25 protein-coding genes and 1 pseudogene are annotated in these 16,543 nt (G+C 33.9%); 14 read left to right on the plus strand and 12 right to left on the minus strand.

The genetic code is table 11. From position 1 onward, the window contains the following. The first annotated feature begins 276 nt into the window (after window positions 1-276). Window positions 277-741, plus strand: coding sequence for a single- stranded DNA-binding family protein (locus tag DMP16_RS03315; RefSeq protein ID WP_069281529.1), 465 nt, complete (start codon window positions 277-279; stop codon window positions 739-741). Here the strand turns inward: DMP16_RS03315 and DMP16_RS03320 are convergent, their stop codons facing one another. Next, window positions 742-1,038 (minus strand): hypothetical protein, encoded by a 297-nt coding sequence (locus DMP16_RS03320; protein WP_069281527.1) that lies wholly within the window; start codon window positions 1,036-1,038, stop codon window positions 742-744. Window positions 1,039-1,090: 52 nt separating this feature from the next. On the opposite strand from DMP16_RS03320, the gene DMP16_RS03325 reads away from it, so the two are divergent. Continuing rightward, complete coding sequence (locus DMP16_RS03325; protein WP_069281525.1) at window positions 1,091-1,414, plus strand: hypothetical protein; 324 nt, start codon at window positions 1,091-1,093, stop codon at window positions 1,412-1,414. Window positions 1,415-1,478: 64 nt separating this feature from the next. Here the strand turns inward: DMP16_RS03325 and DMP16_RS03330 are convergent, their stop codons facing one another. Beyond that, window positions 1,479-1,862, minus strand: coding sequence for a helix-turn-helix domain-containing protein (locus DMP16_RS03330; protein WP_069284516.1), 384 nt, complete (start codon window positions 1,860-1,862; stop codon window positions 1,479-1,481). A 192-nt stretch (window positions 1,863-2,054) separates the two neighbouring features. Here DMP16_RS03330 and DMP16_RS03335 point away from each other — a divergent pair, with 192 nt between their 5' ends. After that, on the plus strand, window positions 2,055-3,191 hold the full coding sequence (locus DMP16_RS03335) for an MFS transporter (RefSeq protein WP_069281523.1): 1,137 nt from the start codon (window positions 2,055-2,057) through the stop codon (window positions 3,189-3,191). Here the strand turns inward: DMP16_RS03335 and DMP16_RS03340 are convergent. Both DMP16_RS03340 and DMP16_RS03345 read right to left on the minus strand, forming a co-directional pair. After that, on the minus strand, window positions 3,181-3,507 hold the full coding sequence (locus tag DMP16_RS03340; protein WP_069281521.1) for a hypothetical protein: 327 nt from the start codon (window positions 3,505-3,507) through the stop codon (window positions 3,181-3,183). The two genes, DMP16_RS03335 and DMP16_RS03340, sit on opposite strands and share 11 nt — an antisense overlap. Then, the gene (locus DMP16_RS03345) at window positions 3,497-3,919 is read right to left on the minus strand and encodes a glycine cleavage system protein H (protein ID WP_069281519.1); all 423 of its coding nucleotides are present in this window, start codon (window positions 3,917-3,919) and stop codon (window positions 3,497-3,499) included. The genes DMP16_RS03340 and DMP16_RS03345 overlap by 11 nt, the downstream gene beginning before the upstream one ends. A gap of 54 nt (window positions 3,920-3,973) precedes the next feature. Between DMP16_RS03345 and DMP16_RS03350 the strand changes: the two genes are divergently transcribed. The 3 genes from DMP16_RS03350 to lrs14 all read left to right on the plus strand — a co-directional run bounded on the left by DMP16_RS03350 (window position 3,974) and on the right by lrs14 (window position 5,338). After that, entirely contained in the window at window positions 3,974-4,471 is a 498-nt protein-coding gene (locus DMP16_RS03350) for a hypothetical protein (RefSeq protein WP_069281518.1), read from the plus strand. A gap of 65 nt (window positions 4,472-4,536) precedes the next feature. After that, on the plus strand, window positions 4,537-4,887 hold the full coding sequence (locus DMP16_RS03355; protein ID WP_069281517.1) for a hypothetical protein: 351 nt from the start codon (window positions 4,537-4,539) through the stop codon (window positions 4,885-4,887). A 76-nt stretch (window positions 4,888-4,963) separates the two neighbouring features. Further along, window positions 4,964-5,338, plus strand: a complete 375-nt coding sequence (gene lrs14, locus DMP16_RS03360) for an HTH-type transcriptional regulator Lrs14 (protein WP_069281516.1) — start codon at window positions 4,964-4,966, stop codon at window positions 5,336-5,338. A gap of 11 nt (window positions 5,339-5,349) precedes the next feature. Here lrs14 and DMP16_RS10870 read toward each other — a convergent pair whose 3' ends face one another. Then, the gene (locus tag DMP16_RS10870; RefSeq protein ID WP_185957805.1) at window positions 5,350-5,514 is read right to left on the minus strand and encodes a hypothetical protein; all 165 of its coding nucleotides are present in this window, start codon (window positions 5,512-5,514) and stop codon (window positions 5,350-5,352) included. A 50-nt stretch (window positions 5,515-5,564) separates the two neighbouring features. Between DMP16_RS10870 and DMP16_RS03365 the strand changes: the two genes are divergently transcribed. After that, on the plus strand, window positions 5,565-5,834 hold the full coding sequence (locus tag DMP16_RS03365) for a sulfurtransferase TusA family protein (RefSeq protein WP_143576893.1): 270 nt from the start codon (window positions 5,565-5,567) through the stop codon (window positions 5,832-5,834). Here DMP16_RS03365 and DMP16_RS03370 read toward each other — a convergent pair. Next, on the minus strand, window positions 5,817-6,185 hold the full coding sequence (locus DMP16_RS03370) for a helix-turn-helix domain-containing protein (RefSeq protein ID WP_069281513.1): 369 nt from the start codon (window positions 6,183-6,185) through the stop codon (window positions 5,817-5,819). The genes DMP16_RS03365 and DMP16_RS03370 overlap by 18 nt on opposite strands. A 33-nt stretch (window positions 6,186-6,218) precedes the next feature. Continuing rightward, a pseudogene (locus DMP16_RS03375) lies at window positions 6,219-6,694 on the minus strand (CoA-binding protein). 108 nt (window positions 6,695-6,802) lie between these two features. Here DMP16_RS03375 and DMP16_RS03380 point away from each other — a divergent pair. From DMP16_RS03380 to DMP16_RS03400, 5 genes are read left to right on the plus strand one after another with little or no spacing between them, the layout of a single operon-like run. Then, entirely contained in the window at window positions 6,803-7,837 is a 1,035-nt protein-coding gene (locus tag DMP16_RS03380; protein WP_069281509.1) for a biotin/lipoate A/B protein ligase family protein, read from the plus strand. Further along, window positions 7,834-8,739 (plus strand): radical SAM protein, encoded by a 906-nt coding sequence (locus DMP16_RS03385; protein WP_069281507.1) that lies wholly within the window; start codon window positions 7,834-7,836, stop codon window positions 8,737-8,739. Before DMP16_RS03380 ends, DMP16_RS03385 begins: the two co-directional genes overlap by 4 nt. Beyond that, the gene (locus DMP16_RS03390) at window positions 8,736-9,791 is read left to right on the plus strand and encodes a radical SAM protein (protein WP_069281506.1); all 1,056 of its coding nucleotides are present in this window, start codon (window positions 8,736-8,738) and stop codon (window positions 9,789-9,791) included. Before DMP16_RS03385 ends, DMP16_RS03390 begins: the two co-directional genes overlap by 4 nt. 38 nt (window positions 9,792-9,829) lie before the next feature. Further along, window positions 9,830-10,669, plus strand: a complete 840-nt coding sequence (locus tag DMP16_RS03395) for a hypothetical protein (protein ID WP_069284514.1) — start codon at window positions 9,830-9,832, stop codon at window positions 10,667-10,669. Continuing rightward, a complete protein-coding gene (locus DMP16_RS03400; RefSeq protein WP_231961205.1) occupies window positions 10,620-11,636 on the plus strand; it encodes a histone deacetylase family protein in 1,017 nt (338 codons plus the stop codon). The genes DMP16_RS03395 and DMP16_RS03400 overlap by 50 nt, the downstream gene beginning before the upstream one ends. Here DMP16_RS03400 and DMP16_RS03405 read toward each other — a convergent pair. Next, window positions 11,601-12,857, minus strand: coding sequence for a DUF1641 domain-containing protein (locus tag DMP16_RS03405; RefSeq protein WP_069281504.1), 1,257 nt, complete (start codon window positions 12,855-12,857; stop codon window positions 11,601-11,603). The two genes, DMP16_RS03400 and DMP16_RS03405, sit on opposite strands and share 36 nt — an antisense overlap. Window positions 12,858-12,904: 47 nt before the next feature. Here DMP16_RS03405 and DMP16_RS03410 point away from each other — a divergent pair, with 47 nt between their 5' ends. After that, on the plus strand, window positions 12,905-13,240 hold the full coding sequence (locus DMP16_RS03410; protein ID WP_069284515.1) for a hypothetical protein: 336 nt from the start codon (window positions 12,905-12,907) through the stop codon (window positions 13,238-13,240). Here the strand turns inward: DMP16_RS03410 and DMP16_RS03415 are convergent. Genes DMP16_RS03415 through DMP16_RS03430 form a run of 4 tightly spaced genes read right to left on the minus strand, consistent with a single transcriptional unit; the run spans window position 13,212 to window position 15,842 of the window. Further along, window positions 13,212-13,757 (minus strand): thioredoxin family protein, encoded by a 546-nt coding sequence (locus tag DMP16_RS03415; RefSeq protein WP_069281503.1) that lies wholly within the window; start codon window positions 13,755-13,757, stop codon window positions 13,212-13,214. The two genes, DMP16_RS03410 and DMP16_RS03415, sit on opposite strands and share 29 nt — an antisense overlap. Continuing rightward, window positions 13,754-14,122, minus strand: coding sequence for a hypothetical protein (locus DMP16_RS03420; protein ID WP_069281502.1), 369 nt, complete (start codon window positions 14,120-14,122; stop codon window positions 13,754-13,756). Before DMP16_RS03420 ends, DMP16_RS03415 begins: the two co-directional genes overlap by 4 nt. Further along, the gene (locus DMP16_RS03425; RefSeq protein ID WP_069281500.1) at window positions 14,085-15,434 is read right to left on the minus strand and encodes an NAD(P)/FAD-dependent oxidoreductase; all 1,350 of its coding nucleotides are present in this window, start codon (window positions 15,432-15,434) and stop codon (window positions 14,085-14,087) included. The genes DMP16_RS03420 and DMP16_RS03425 overlap by 38 nt, the downstream gene beginning before the upstream one ends. A 6-nt stretch (window positions 15,435-15,440) precedes the next feature. Next, window positions 15,441-15,842: a DsrE family protein gene (locus tag DMP16_RS03430; RefSeq protein ID WP_069281498.1), complete on the minus strand. Its 402-nt coding sequence runs from the start codon at window positions 15,840-15,842 to the stop codon at window positions 15,441-15,443. A gap of 254 nt (window positions 15,843-16,096) precedes the next feature. Between DMP16_RS03430 and DMP16_RS03435 the strand changes: the two genes are divergently transcribed. Further along, on the plus strand, window positions 16,097-16,528 hold the full coding sequence (locus DMP16_RS03435; RefSeq protein ID WP_069281496.1) for a DsrE/DsrF/DrsH-like family protein: 432 nt from the start codon (window positions 16,097-16,099) through the stop codon (window positions 16,526-16,528). Window positions 16,529-16,543: the final 15 nt, after the last annotated feature.

The raw sequence follows: 16,543 nt of genomic DNA on the forward strand, positions 1-16,543 counted from the left end.
GTTTTAAAAGCTCTCTTAGTTTGGATAATTATTAAAAACTCTATTCTTAAAGTTTTATCATTGTCGATGTTATTAGGGATATAGTCTAAATTTTACGTGAATTCCCATGAGAAATTATTTAAAACTTGATAAAAGAGGGCAAGCCTTTTTAACGCGTGGAGGAACTGAGTATCCATCACATTTATCTCAATGGCTCTCTTTCTGAATGGCATGTTTTTGAAAACGTAAAGAATATGTGAAAGGTTTATATTTCTAATTACTATAAATAGTAAATGTATGACAGAAGATTTTAATCGTGATATTGAGAGAGCGGAAGAATATGAACATACTCAGAGCAGGATTTCAGCTTTAGGTAAAAACAAGTTTGAATTAAGTACCGGGCTAATTATAGCTGCGAGATATGCTGATAAGTTAAGAAGAGTTGCTTTAGTAGCATTCAGTAGAGTAGCTCCGAAAGATGTTATTGTTAGGGATGTAAGTGAGTTAAATAAACAATTATATCATAAAATCGTTGAAGAAATGAGGCTAGGTAAGCTCGACGTTATTAGAATACTGGTTGATGCTGAATACGACGAACAAGCTAATAAACTCACTTTTACTAACGTAAGGATTACAAGATATATTCCAGAGGAGGAGTGTGAAAAAAGGTATAAAGGAATAGTTCAAGAGAACGAGATGCTAAAAAAGGAGATTGACGAATTAAGGCAAAAACTTCAAGATATTATTAATATTCTAAAGTAGTCATCCTTTTATTATACCTATTACGAAGCCAATTATGAATACTAGTGAATCGTAGGGAATTATTCCTTTCAATGCGTTTGCCTTTGATAAGATAGATGGCAATTGGCTACTTACGCTATGTAGGAATGTAACAATTTGGTTTGGTGTTATGTATCCAACAGCTAAGAGGATAAGTACTATTGCTAGTAGTATAAGACCTACTGCTATAACTTTTCTTACTAGAAGACCTATTAGTAGTCCTAATAGAAATGCTACAACTAGAGATACAATCCCACTTGTAGTGATAACTGGTAGCACAGAACAATATAGGAAATCAGATTTATAAGCTTATACGAATTCATCTTTTACCATGAAAGTCGTGAAATATCATTTGAAGGCAAAAGTTGAGAGAACTGGTAAAGATACTATAACAATAGAAAGGAACTTCAGAGAATTAATTAATGCGAGGAAATTTATTGATGAATTAGTTAAAGAAGCTGACGTTAAATGTACACCTTTAAATAGGTCAGAGAATTTGATCACGAAGCAATGTGAGGGAAATGGCGTCAAATATTTCTTTGAAATAGGTGTAGAGAGGATTAAGAAGCCAAAGAAAGAAACTAAAAAAGAGGAGAAAAAGCAGACTGAAGAGAAGTCAGAAGAGAAAACGGAAAATCAGAATACTCAACAGTAAACGTCATAAAAGGTACATATTTAATTTAAAGAAGTTCAATAAAGGCGTTATTTTTAGAAAAATTTTAAATTACTATTTCTAATGCTGCAGTCTTCTGCAAGGTTTGTTTCATCGCACCGGCTAATTTTTCTAGATCTGATTCTAGTTTTCTGTATAATCTTTCCTTTTCTACCCAATAGATGTAGTTTGGTCTGCCTTTCTTTTCCTCTTTATCACTAATAGCTTTCTCTCTCTCAATTAATCCCTTGTCTAATAAATTATTTAGTGCTTTGCTTATCGAAGCTTTTGTTACATTTAATTTCTCAGCCAGCTCATCAGTTGTCATTTTGCCATTAGCTAATAACACGTGTAGAACTTCTATGTCGCTCTTGGAGAGTCCATACATGAAAGCTATAAAGTCGTCTACCTCTACTTCTCTCCCATCAGGGAACCTGACTTTTTCCGCCATTTTTGTTTCCACCATCTATAGATTTAACTTAGTTGCTTAAAAAAGCCATATATATTCACATATACATTTACACACAAATATGTACAAATGTTATTCATATATTAATTTATAATTAGTAAAAATTCAATTCATCTTACCTCTTCCTCACTATGTATAGTTATCTATTTTTGTTTAAATGTTATATCTAAGATTATGAAAGGTAAGACAATCATACTCTTATCATCTACATCTTTCTTTTTATCATACTTTTCTAGAGTCTCTTGGTCAATAATTGCACCGCTCTCTCCGTTCAAATCCTCACTAATTTCGAATAGCATAATTTTTGCCCTATTCTTCACGGGATATATTCTAGCTCAATTACCGGCTGGAATACTGTCAGACTATTTATCAGCTAAGTCGCTGATAGTCCTCTCCTTAGTTGGAATTACAATAACATCTGTAGTCTCAGCTTATTATGTCTCTCTTATGATTGAATATATAACAAGTTTCTTCATGGGTTTTTCCTCAGGATGGATTTATCCAATAACGATCAAAATTTTGAGCAATACCTTTTCCGGTAAAGATTTGCCTCTTGCTATGAGCATATATAGTCTGGCATGGCCTACATCGATTGTAGCATCTGGCATTATAATCACTTTCTTAGCTTTAAGATTTAGTTGGGGAACCCCTTTTTACTTTATAGCTATATTATCGATTACTCTGGCTATCCTATCAGCATTCTTTTTGCCTTCTATAAAAGTCCACTCGCAAAGAATAGAGATTAAAACGCTAATATCTAATAAGAGTATAATTTTTATCGCAATAGGTGGATTTTTATTCTTCCTCTCATATTGGATTCTTGTATTATATCTTTACAAGTATTTGTTAGATGTTATAAGAAACGCTTATCTGTCAGGATTAGTATACTCATTTACGGCATTAGCAGGAATTTTATCTACTATTTTATCTGGATACTTAATAAATAAAATAGGTCTTAAGAAGACAGTAGTATTTTCTATCATATTTTATAGCTTCTCTATAGTAATGATTTCTATAACGTTTAACATAATTTACCTTGGATTGATTGCCATATGTATAGGATTCTTCAGGTTCATGATAACACCAGCTAACTCTACTATATTAGCTTTGGAAGGGGGTAAGGAGAAGTCAGGTAGTGTAACCGGTATATCAAACTTATTTTGGCAATCAAGCGGAATATTGGCTTCTTTAGTGTCTCCATTATTTATTGAAATATTCTCTTATACATATCTGTGGATTTTTGTTGGTTTGATATCATTAATCTCCCTAGTGTTTTACTCATCATTAAAAAATAATTGGTCTAGGGATTAAAAGTGTCATTATCCAAGCTCATCCTCTCTACTTCTGCATATGCTAACGTATCTAAAATTCTTCTCATGTAAGATTTCACAAAATAGTAGACTTTATATCGTCTAAACAATTCCTCCTCTCTCTTTATCACCTCTTGTAAATACTCCTCAGGCTTATAATGAAGTATTGTAAATACTTGCCCATCTACTTCTATCTCCTTAGGCAATTCAACATCTGACACTAGTAATAGGCAGTTTTCCCTTATGCCTGCGAGATATATGTGAAATCTATCAAATTTATCTAATGCTTTAAGTAACTTATCTTTATCATCTGGCAATTCTCTTAGCCTCTTCTTCGAACTGTTTGTATGCTTCATTTATTGTTTTGAACTTGTTTTTAACCGTAGATACATCATCTACCTTTACTTTAACTATCCAATTATCATAAGGGCTTTGGTTAAGTAATGAGGGATCCTTTATTACCTTATCATTAACGTCAAGTACTTCTCCTTCTATTGGCAATCTAATTTTCCCTACCCATTTAGCGCTTTCCAAGGAAAATATTATAGTTCTGCTACTAATCTTTTCGCCTTTATTCTTCACAGTTACTTGAAATATCTTTCCCGCCATATATTGACCTAGATCCGTTATACCTATACTTATAACATTATCGTTCTCGATCCTAATCCAGACGTGCTTCTCTGTATCGTATAATAGATCATCTGGGAAATTGAAACCTAGAACCTTCATAATTATTTTTAAATATATTTAAGCTTATAAACTTTATTTAATCAAACTTTATTAATGGTAAATCTAGCTATTTGGTTGGACGGTGTTATTTTAGACATAGATTTAACAGATCATCTATACAATCAGTATAAAGGTATGAGCTTATCGACCTTGCCAGTTTCTTATAGCGTAAATAAGGATTGGTCAGAGGTTAATAAGTATTTGTCAATTTATGATATGGCTATTCTTTCCCCCTATGATAAGTTTACTACAGAAGATGTTATATCTCGTATCCGTTTAGAACCTAAGTATGTGATTTATAATCAAGGAAAAACTAAGCCATCCCCTGAACCATATAAATTATTATTTAGTCTAACGAAATGGGATCCCTTAGATGTTGTTACTATCTGCTCTTCTCCATTAGATCTGTTATCGGCTAGATTTTATGATTCTAGAATTAAAATAGTATGCGTGAAGAGAAATAGGGATTGTTCGAAATATTCACCTTTTATTTATTCTGAAGATTTATTGAAGGCTTATTTTTCGCTTAAAAGGTTAAAGATCTTGCAGTAATAATTGTTTAATAAATTTAGAAATGACACAATTAAGTTTTTATTTTCGTAAACATATGTTTTGTTATGTCAATTGAGAATGAAGCTAAGAAAATTGCTAGCACCTATGCTAGATGGTTAAGAAATCCTCAAGATGCTCTATTTGGAAAGGAAGGTAAAGGTGTGGTATTAAAGATGTATGAGAGGCTAAAACAAGCTAAAAGTAAAGAAGAAATTAGGAAAATTTTAGATTTAAACCAATATGAGATGGAGAAGTCTACTTACAATGATATGAGTAGATTTATAAGTGATCTAATTAATAAAATCCAGCAGTTAGATGACGAGAACAGTATTAAGTTTGTTATAGAAGTCTTTAGATATTTTCAAATAGCTTTAGCTACTAAAATAGATGATATAAATAAAGGTGTATGGGGTTAGTTTTGCAAAAATCACGTTAACTTTTTTTGCTAAAATAAGGAAAGATTTATATATACGTTTTTACTGATATATTCATATGCAAGTAGAGAATATAAGAGTAAGACTTCCATCTGGGAAGGAAGTAGGATTAGTAGATGCATTAAGTTTTTGCTATGATATCTCAGATACAGACTTCCAAGTTCTAAAGACTTTACTAAACAGTGGTGCAAAGACTGAAGATCAGCTAGCAGAAATGCTCCATTTAAGCAAAGCATCCATAAACAGATCAGTAAATAAACTTGTGTCACTGGGCTTCGTGGAGAGAGTGAAGGATTCTTCATCTAAGGGTGGAAGACCTAGGTATATTTATAAGCCGATGGATCCCGATAAGATATCTGAAAAAATCTCTAGTGACTTCAAATACTGTGCTGATATATTCTCGTCCGTAATACCGCAGGAATTAAAGAAATAAGATGTTTTTAATTATTTTTCACTTTTACAATTATATACAAATCTATCTGGCTCTTTCATGAAGGCTAGCATACATATTTCCGTATCAAAATAATACGTGATCTTATTATACTCTTGTTTATATGGTGTGCACTCAGCCTCAAATAATCTATTACAAACTGGGCAGATAACTTTCATTGTAGTTAAGAAATAAATTTTTATATTTATAACGTTTAACTCTACTTATCATGGTCGAAGAACTAGACCTAACTTCATTAGAATGTCCCGAACCCTTTATGAAGGTAGTTGCAAAGTTAATGAAAATGGATAGTGGAGAGCTAAAAATAAGATATAAGGATCCAAAATGCAGGGAAATGATTCTAGAGGCGATGAAGTTGATGAATTGCCAAGTACTAGAAGATAAGCAAGCTAATGGTATATTTTCGATGCAGATTAAAAAGGAAAAATCGTCAATGGATAAGCCCAATAAAAAAGTGGAACTAACCGGAAGCTGTTGATAAGATTCTTGTGGCACAGTTTTTAAGATCTTGTTTTATTTTGTTCCTTACGTCTTGTATGACGCTATAAACATATTTTGGTCTTCCTATTCTTTTAGTATCATCAGCAATCTTGGTTCTAACAACTAATCCTAACTCAATCAACTTCTTTAGACTATTCTCGATTGTAGTTTTACTCAACTTCATTAATGAAGCAAATTCTTCAGCGGATATTGGTTTATTTATCTCAATTAGTTTAAATAAGCAATCTACGTCAGTATCTGATATCTTATAGCAACACCTTACTATTTCTTTACTGTCTGGAGATCCTATTATAATTTCTTTTTCCTCTTCTTGTGTATCTATGCTCATCAAATTATATTTTTATTTTCTACTATTAAAACTTTAACTATTATTTAACGATGATTCTGGAGGAGGATTATTTATACTCTCTGTATTTTTTTCATATATTCCTTGTACATACATCTATCTTGAATGACTATTAACCCCATTTTTCTAGCCTTTTCAGCACTCTCATCATGTCTTATCCCTTCCTGCATCCAGATAACTTTTACATCTCCTACTCTCTTCACCCTTTCTAAAATTTGATCAACAATTTTTGGTATTTCACTAGAAGGTCTAAAGATTTCTACTACCTCGACCTTATCTGGTACGTCAAGGATCGATGGATAAGATTTCTTACCTAAGATCTCATTAGTTGAAGGATTTACTGGTATTACATTATAACCATGTTCCATTAAAAATTTTGGAACTTGAAAAGCTGGTTTAGATGGATCTTTTGAGAACCCTATGGTTGCTATATTTTTATATTTAAGGAGAATTTCCTTAATTAACTCCTCTTCATTAACATTTGATGACATATTTTATTATACTATCTCGTGGCTTTAAATCTATTTTTTAACGCCTAAACACATTTGAATGTTTTTTAAAGATAAGTTTTTATATTAAGTTAATTAAAACTAACCTAAATGAAAGAATTTAGGTTTCTAATTGAGAGAAATAGCCAAGCTTATATATTAGCTGGAGAAGAAGCTCTATTAACTTCACTCTCTATTCATGAAAAACCCATTTTAAGATTTGTTATATTTGATCCCCCTGCGGTGCTAATAGGCTATCATCAAGCGGTAGAGCAGGAGGTGAATTTGGAAGAAGTAAAGAAGAGGGGATGGGAAGTAGGGAGAAGACCCACTGGTGGGGGAGCTATAGTAATGGGACCATGGCAATTAGGCTGGGAAATCTATGCTGAAAAGTCAATTTTAGGAGAAACCCCAGATGTTGCCATGAGAAGATGTGCAGACGGTGTAATAAGGACTTTAGATAAGCTTAAAATTAAGGCAAATTTCAGACCTAAAAATGACGTAGAAATAAATGGTAAAAAGGTATCCGGAATAGGTGCTTTTTCAGAAGGGAAATACATTGCAGTAACTGGGACTATTCTATTAGATTTTGATGTTGACGCAATGGTATCAGTCTTGAGATTAACATCAGAGAAATTAAAGGATAAATTAGCCAAAGACTTTAAGGATAGAATTACATGGATAAATAGAGAATTAAATTCAAAAATCGATATGCAAGATCTAATTGCATATGCTAGAGAAGGCTTTTCCGAAGCCTTAGGTATAGAGTTAAGAGACTCTATCTATACGGAAGATGAAAAAGAGTTAATTGAGAAATTGGCAACAAAGTACTCTTCCCCAGAGTGGATATATAACTTAAGAAAACCTTTAGTAGGAGACGATATTAAATATGTAGAAAAGAAACTGCCAGGCGGATTAGTAAGAATTCAAGTCAAACTGGCTGGTGAAAAGCTAATAGAATCAGTATTAATTACAGGTGATTTCTTCATAGAGCCTAAAACTGCAATAAACGATTTAGAGGCTAGGCTTAAGTGGTCGAGGGTTGAAGATATAGAAGGAGAGGTAAATGAATGGTTCAAAAATGTTAATCTATTAGGAATTACTGCGAGAGACTTAATTGACTTGATTAAAGGTGCTTTGCAATGAGGCCACTTTTTCTATATGCTCCAAATCTGAAAAGATATGAGTCTGAGTATTTATCGTCTAGCAATGGTTGGAAAGCAATTTCCGTAACCGGAACTTATTGTGCTTTTAATTGTAAGCATTGCGGGAGAAGGGTATTAGAATCCATGATAGATGGTTCTAATTTATATAAGATAGAAGAGGAGTTATCGAAAGCAATAGCAAGAGGTGACAAGGGAATAATACTGTCGGGTGGTTCTACTTCGAGAGGAGATGTTCCCATATGGAAATATTCGAAATTATTAAGCAAATATTCAGATAGATTAACTATTATTGCTCATACTGGCGTTATAAAGAATGAAGAAATAGCACAAAAATTTAAAGAAAGTGGTGTGAAAATCGCACTACTTGATATGGTAGGCGATAATGAAACCATTAATAGTGTCTTAGGACAACCTTTTACAGTTGACGATTATTTAAACTCTTTCAGATATCTTAAAAAGGTTGGAATCAGAGTAGCCCCGCACGTAATAATAGGGTTAAGCAAGAAAGGTATAGAAGGTGATCTTGAAGCAATAAGGCTTCTTAAAGAGGTTAACCCAGATGCCTTAATAATTGTAGGACTAATGCCGTTAGTGGGCACGAAGATGGTAAACTCTAGACAGCCATCTCCAGATGACATGATAAGAGGACTTAAAGTAGCTAGAGACTTGTTCAATGATATTCCGATTAACTTAGGTTGTGCAAGGCCTAGAGGAAAACATTACTTAGATGTAGAAAAATTTGCTGTTGATTATGATATTGATGGGATAGCTTTTCCAGAAGATGAAACTTTCGAATACGCAAGAAACAAGAGAAAGGTTTTTTTGAGTCATGCGTGTTGTGGTAATGTAATTTTAGACTTAATGGAGGTGATCAACTCATGAGTCTTCGTCTGGTCTCAAGTCCAGATTGGGTAAGATTAAGTTTTGGAGCAGATATGGTATTAGGCTTTTCACCCGGTGTCTTCTTAAAGGGAGCACTAAACACTACTATAAACTTACTACAATATTATCCTGATGGTTGCAAGGCTAATTGCTTATATTGTGGCCAAGCCAGAGAAGTAGCTAACGGACCGGAATGTAAAACATTAATTAGAGTGGAATGGCCGTTAAGGCCATTAAATCAAGTTATACAAAGAATAAAGGAAAGACAAGGAAATCCAGATTACGGTTTACAAAGGATATGTGTAGGACAATTAGCTCATCCTAGAGCTTCTCCTGATGCTATTGAAATAACTAAGAGAATAAGAGAAGCTGGAATAGAATTACAAATATCAGAATTAGTAACGGCAACCTACACTTTTAAACATCACATGATAGAAATGAGGAAGTATGGAGCTGATATGATAGACGTTGCAATTGACGCTGCTAGTAAAAGAGTATTTGATGAGTTAAGAGGGAAGAAGGCTAGGAGTATGCATTCTTGGGAACGTTATTTAAAAGCTATTGATGAAGCTGTAGAAGTGTTCGGCAAGAAAAACGCTGGGATCCATTTAATAATAGGCTTAGGAGAGACAGAAAGGGAAGCGGTGGAATTGATGTGGTACGCTCATGAAAGAGGGGCTAAAATATCGCTATTTGCATTTTATCCAGAGTCTGGAACACCAATGGAAAAGAAGAGACCAGTACCAGTTAGTGTGTACAGAAGAATGCAAATAGCGAGGTGGCTAATAGAAAATGATTTAGTAACTATCGATTCATTTAAATTCAACGAAAAAGGAGAAGTAATAGACATTGATTTACCTAAAGACTTAACCCTTGACGAAATAGCTCCAGCCTTCATGACTAGTGGTTGCCCAGGATGTAATAGACCATATTCGAATGAGAGACCTGGTAAGGTTCTGAAGAACATACCATGGTACCCTAATAGACAACAAGTTATAAGTTCAATCAAAGCATCTAAATTAGATACTTTAGTTAAGATATTAATTAAATAAAAAGGATTTTTGTTAGATTTTTTATGGGGAAGTATTTAATGTTTATATGCAATAAATCCCTTATTAGTTACTTCACGAGTGGATTTCCCTCTCATGTTAGGGTAAAGGCAATAGATATATCATCACCAGATTTCAAAACCTTTTACTCACCGATTAGTGGAGAGATTGTTGATATAATCAAGTTTGAAATAGGTAGACCTAATAAGTTTTCTAAGATAAACTATGACTATCTCACGTTGATTCATGATGACAAAGGTAGAAAGATAAAAATATTGCACGTTTTACCATATTTCCAAAAAGGTGATTACGTTAAAGAGGGAGATAAGTTTGGGGAATTCCTAGAGACTCCTTATACCGGTGGAGATTTTCCTCATGCTCACGTTGAGGGTTTAACGATCCGATTTCCTAAGATTAAGAGATACAGAGAATCAAAAGTAGGCATTGTAAAATACAAGACAAAGGATTTCTTCGATATAATAATAAAGGACTTCTCTGAAGCAGGTAATCTAAGGGGATTAGGTTGTTGTAATGGTCTTTTGAACGCCAGTATACCTTACGCTTGTTACGGAGGTATAATAGGAGGCTATAAGGAACCGGTAAATCTATACGGCATATCATTAGGAAGGATAGTCATGAAGAGGAAAACCTATGCCCTCTTCGAGGGCAGAAATGGTATTTTGCGAAACTGGGAAAAGGAGGCTTCATTCAAGGTGTTAGCAAATAAACCTATTTGCGGATTCGCCTTTATGGAAATAGTTCTCTCATATGGCGGATGCCCTATGATCAGATTCTTTTTTAATAACAATGAGATAAAGGAAGGTGAAGAAATTGAGCTATCAACCCTTATTAGGAATCATTTGGGATCAAAGATTTACTGAAATATCGTTTTCTCATCCGATGATAAGGGATTTATCGAAAGCGAGGATTAGAGAATTCATAAAGATAGCTAAGGAAAAGCTCTCATTCATCCAAATTAAGCCAGAAAAGGCTAAGATAGAAGATTTACTTACTGTTCATACTAAGGAGTATGTGGATAAACTTCAAGAGGCTAGCAAGATCCCTTATTTGGGATTCTTAGATGATGGGGATACTGTACATTATCCGGGGATCTTTGATGATATATTACTAGTTCTGGGCTCTTCCCTCACAGCGATAAAGTATTCTTCATACCTGGATCGCATCTATATTCCCTTAGGAGGCTTTCATCACGCGTTACCAAATAAGGCAATGGGCTTTTGCCCTATAAATGACGTAGCTATTACAGCATTGAAGCTTTATGAAAAAGGAGAGAGAGTAGCTATTGTTGATGTTGATGCCCATCATGGAAATGGATTGCAACAAATTTTATATGATAAGCCCATTCTCAAGATAAACATTTTTGCATACGATGGTCATTTCTTCCCCGGAACCGGCAAGATGGATGAAATAGGTGAGCGAGAAGGAAGGTATTATAACATTAATATACCTTTACCTCTGGGTTCTGGGGACGATGTTTTTGAAGCATCTCTAGAAATACTAGATTTATTAGAAAGCTTTGATCCAACATATATAATTGCGGTGGTTGGAGTTGATGGTCATAGGGATGATCAGTTAAAGTCGCTTAATCTTACTACTAATTCATATAATCTTTTAGGATTAAAGTTGAGGAGGTTCAAGAAAAAGATTATTGCATATGGCGGAGGAGGATATGGTCAGATGTCTGCATTAAGTATGGTTAATTTTTTAGAAGGCTTAATGGGCAAAATTGTCTCCTATGAAGAGCCAACATCGAGCAAAAAAGAGATTTTATTTGACATTAAAAATAAGATCTCAAGATTTAAAGGTCTTTCCTACTTGTTTAGCTAGCTCTAGCATTAATCCTATTGCGTATCCAGTATCTTTATCACTTCCAGCTCTAAGTAAGCTTAGAGTTCCCACTGGTCTAACATTTGGTATCTGATTAATCCATTCCTTAAAGGCTTGCGAGAACTTTTCAGTTACTAGTATCATACCATTAATGAACTGTGGATCAGCAAATATATCTAGTAATTTAATTAATCTATCCATCATTCCAGTTTTCTGTAACTCAGCGAATTTACTCATCAATGTTATTAATGAATCTATGTCTAGTTGGGATAGCGTCTTCACAGTTTTCTCATCTGTTAACTTCTTAAGTATTGGTATACTTGCCTCAACAGCACTTAGCGTCGTAGCTATATCAAACTGTTGAATGATTTTAATTGCTTTATCACTAGTTAGCTGTTTCATCATAGGTGTTAACGCTTCAATTGCGTTAAACATTGCATCCCAATCCATACTCTGTAGGATGTTCAGAGTTCTCTCGCTTGTTAGTTTTTCTACTATTGGCCATATTGCTTGTATTTTTGGTAGTTGGTCCATTCCGAACGATATTATTGCATTTATTAGGTCAGCCTTCTGGACAGCATCTAAAAGTGAAATGCCTTGTTCCATGAGACCCATTAGCATGTCAATTTGCCCTTTACTATACATGTCGTTCATCATATTTGCTATTTTATTTAGACTTGGGCCCATTTTCGATAATAATTCAATTAAAGAGTCAATGTCTAGGCTTTCTATAGCCTTCACAGTTTTTTCATTAGCTAACTTCGAAAGAACTGGTACTAACCTAGAAGTACTATCAATAAGTGAGTCAATATCCAATTGATCTAAAATCTTTAAGGCTTTTTCACTCGTTAACTTTTTCATTACTGGCATGGTTTTTTCTAGTGTCATTAACATAGAATCAATGTCAAATTGTGAGAGCAATTCCATAGACTTCTCGCTTGTTAGTTTTTCTACTATTGGCCATATTGCTTGTATTTTTGGTAGTTGGTCCATTCCGAACGATATTATTGCATTTATTAGGTCAGCCTTCTGGACAGCATCTATTATTGAAATAGTTTGATCAAATAAGGACATCATCATATCGACTTGTCCTTTTCTATCCATTTCCACAAATTTATCAGTAACTTTTTCTATTACTGGTAATGCGTCCAATAATTTACTAAGCCTACTTAAATTTTCAGGTTTTAAGAGTTCCTCAATAGGATCTTTTGTTAAACTCATTCAGTACTACCCTAGATTATTTAATATCTGGAACTTATATATTTAATATGTTTGCAGTTATCTCTCCTAGCTCATTCGAGAAATTAAAGGATATTATAAAGGTAGCTAAGAACTACAAACTAATAATTACGACATTAGGAGTTTCATTTGCGATAAAGAACAATATAGACATAGATTATGCTTTAGATAATGGTGTTACAGTTAGAGCGTTTTCTCACAAACCTCCCAAGGTAGATGATTTGCCTTCCTATGAGTCAGAGGCTATAATGGTAGCATTAGAGTTAAACGCCATACTAATAGCAAATGATAGATTAGTTATAGAAAAAGCTAAAGAATTAGGAGTTAAGGCAATTACTATTGATGAGCTTTCAATATCATCTTAAGTATCATTAGCGTAGGAAACGTTCCAGGAATTTCTACTTTATCGTTATAAATTATCTTAGGTACACTTAATACCCTATACTTTTCTTTAACATCTTCATATTCAGTTACATCATATATTTCCAAGTTAATGTTTTCATTAACTTGAGCAACTTGATAGAGAAATTCTGCAGTAATTGGACATTTAGTACAATCTGGAGTGACAAATAGTTTTAAGTTTCCCCTTATCTGCTTTGCTAACTCTAACTCCTTTTCTTCTAAGTGAATTACATCGTTAGAAAGTCTGACAAGCGCATTAAGGAAAGGCCAAAGTTCGTTAACAATAGGCAGTCCATGATAGGTAAATATTGTTCTACTATCCTTAACTACCTTTACCACTGGTTTTTCACAGTTGTTAAGTTTTTCGATATTTAGAAAACTTTTCATATTATCGAACAAATCATCTCCCTTACATTGAAGAATCTTTACATTAGGTTTTATTGCAGAAGAGTATTGTTTAATAATGTAATCGTAACTCATAAGAAATACCTCAAACTTTCTATTCCCTCTAATGACTTAATAATTCCGCTTTCTAAATCTTGTCTATTTCCATATTTTTTGATAACATATACTATAGACCCCTTTAGTTCATATTCTAAAGGTGATCCTAATCCTTGAGCAATTCGTGAGGCTCTAGCGTATTTGATTCCCATGCTCACTAAATCATCTAAACTTTCTTTCCCAGTAGGTAGGGGTATAGGTAATAGAACAGTATTGCCATTAGCTATGTAAAATTCGTAGTCATCCATTACAACCTTTTCCATCTCGTTATGCTTGGTTAACGAAAAACCCTTCTTCTTTAAGTAGTCATTTAAGCTCATCCTTACTCTTATATCTATCCACATCCAAATCAAAAAAGCTCTTCGCTGAATTAGTTATTGCCTCTGAGAAAGAGGGATGAATAAACGGAAGCAAAGCCAATTTTTCCACACTTAGTTTTAAATTCACAGCAATAGTGAGGATATTAATTAACTCCTCTGCATTTTTTCCTACAACCTCTCCAAAAACTATCTCATCCCTATCATTAACACCGATTTTAACGTAGCCCTCTCTTAATCCTCCAATTATAGCCCTCGTTGTAGCATTGAACGGGAACGTCTCAAATTTCCTTGCTTCCCTCACATCTCCCACTACACCGACTTGGGGATCAGTATAAACGACCTGTGGTATTTTAAAATTGAATTGGTCTATCACGCTCATCAGTCTATTATCTCCTAATATGTGTAATGAGGCAATTATTGCATCTAACATTGCAGAGTGTGCAGTCTTATTAGTTTTATCTACCACGTCTCCTATTGCGTAAACGTTTTCTAAAGCTCTTCTAAACTTATCAGTTTTAATACCATTGGGAGAAATGTTTAATCCTAACTTTTCAATTCCTATTGGAAAATTTGGCTTCCTGCCAGTGGCATATATTACTACTTCTCCATTTATCTCTCTATTATCATTTATTATAACTTTTTTATTTTCAATTTTTTTGATAAAAGTATTTTCTATAATTTCTATCCCATCAAATTCCAATGACTCTCTAATCACCTTTCTAGCGTCCTCTGGGACACATCTAAGAATTGAACTCCTTGTTACTAGAGTCACATTAGATCCTAGTCTTACAAAGAATTGAGAGATCTCTACACCTGCAAATCCTCCGCCTATTACTATCATAGAGTTAGGTACATAATTTAGGTTTACAGCTTCATCTTCATTGATAGCATTATTGACTCCTTCTAAATCTGGTGGACTAGGAGATGACCCACTTGCTATAATTAATTTTTTAAATCTTATTATCTTACTATCCACTTCTATTTCATTTGGTGAGATAACTTTAGCCTCTCCAAATAGAGTATCTCCTCCTGAGTCTTCAATTAATTTTTTACCAGCATTGGATAAGTATTCTACTATCTCATTCCTCCTAAAAAATAAGTTTTCATTAAGCTCTGCACTTATGTTTAATCCTAAATAAAAACCTAGCTCTCTCAATCTATTTAATAAAAAAGTTACATCGTAAAGAAAAATGCTTGGCACACAACCATAGTTTACACATACTCCACCGAACTTATTCTTCTCTACTACTAGTACTTTTTTTCTACTTCTAGCTAATACACTCCCTGCCACATAGCCAGCGGTTCCTCCGCCCACTATCACAGCATCATATTCCATGCTTGATCAGAAGAACAATGTTCTATCAGCATCCATTGTTAAATCTATTAACGTAGATCCTCCTACTAATTCAATTCCATCTACAACATCATCTTCCTTCATGTGGCACATATCCTTAAGACTTTGAATGCATACATACATTTTAACTCCGTTATCCTTAGCCATGTCGAAGAAGTGTATAAATGGATTGTTACCTTTCTTTCTCTCTTCTTCTTGCCATTTCTTGTCTAATAGCTTTGGTCCCTTTATCATGAAGAAGACTGACGTTTCATATTCCATTGAAGCAGCAATAGATGCCATAAATAATGGTGCATACGTTCTATCAAGATCTTCGGGTCCATGAGTAACTACAATTAATACTTTTTTCTTCTGTTCCTGCTCTTGACTTTGAGTCTGTGCTTGTTCCATACTTCCCACTCAACTATAATTTAAAATGAACTTACTTAAATTTTTTATTTATCAAATGTTAAAGGTATGCGGTAAAACGGAGACACAGATAGCCCCAAGGTGAAAAGGAGGTCAGTTCACACATAACGAAAAGTAATAAAGTGTGTGAGTTAATTCTAACATAATATATTTATTAAAATGTGAAATATTTGAAATATATGAAAAGCGAAAAGCTTAATAACTTAAAAATGAAAAAGTTAAAAAGGGGATTTTAGGTGGCAGAAGAAAAGAAGAAAAAACTATCCATAATAGTATTCTCCGGTACTATAGATAAACTGATGCCAGTAGGGATATTAACCTCAGGTGCAGCTGCTTCTGGGTACGAGGTAAACTTATTTTTCACGTTCTGGGGGTTACAAGCAATATCAAAGAGAAGTTTAACAAGTCAAACTCCTCCTCCAATAGATAAGAATTACGAACAGATGGGTCCAATGATGATGAAGAGAATGCAAGAAATGAAGTATCCAATGTGGCACCAGTTAGTTCAACAAGCTAAAGAAGTAGGAGAGGTCAAAGTATTTGCTTGCTCCACGACTATGGAATTCTTCGGAATAAAAAGGGAAGATCTAGCGGAGTTTGTAGATGACGTAGTTGGTGTAGCTACCTTCTTAGACAGAGCAGAAGGCGGAATAACTTTATTCATTTAACAGGGGTGTTTCTTG

Source organism: Sulfolobus sp. B1 (assembly GCF_007050195.1).
Taxonomy (GTDB): domain Archaea; phylum Thermoproteota; class Thermoprotei_A; order Sulfolobales; family Sulfolobaceae; genus Saccharolobus.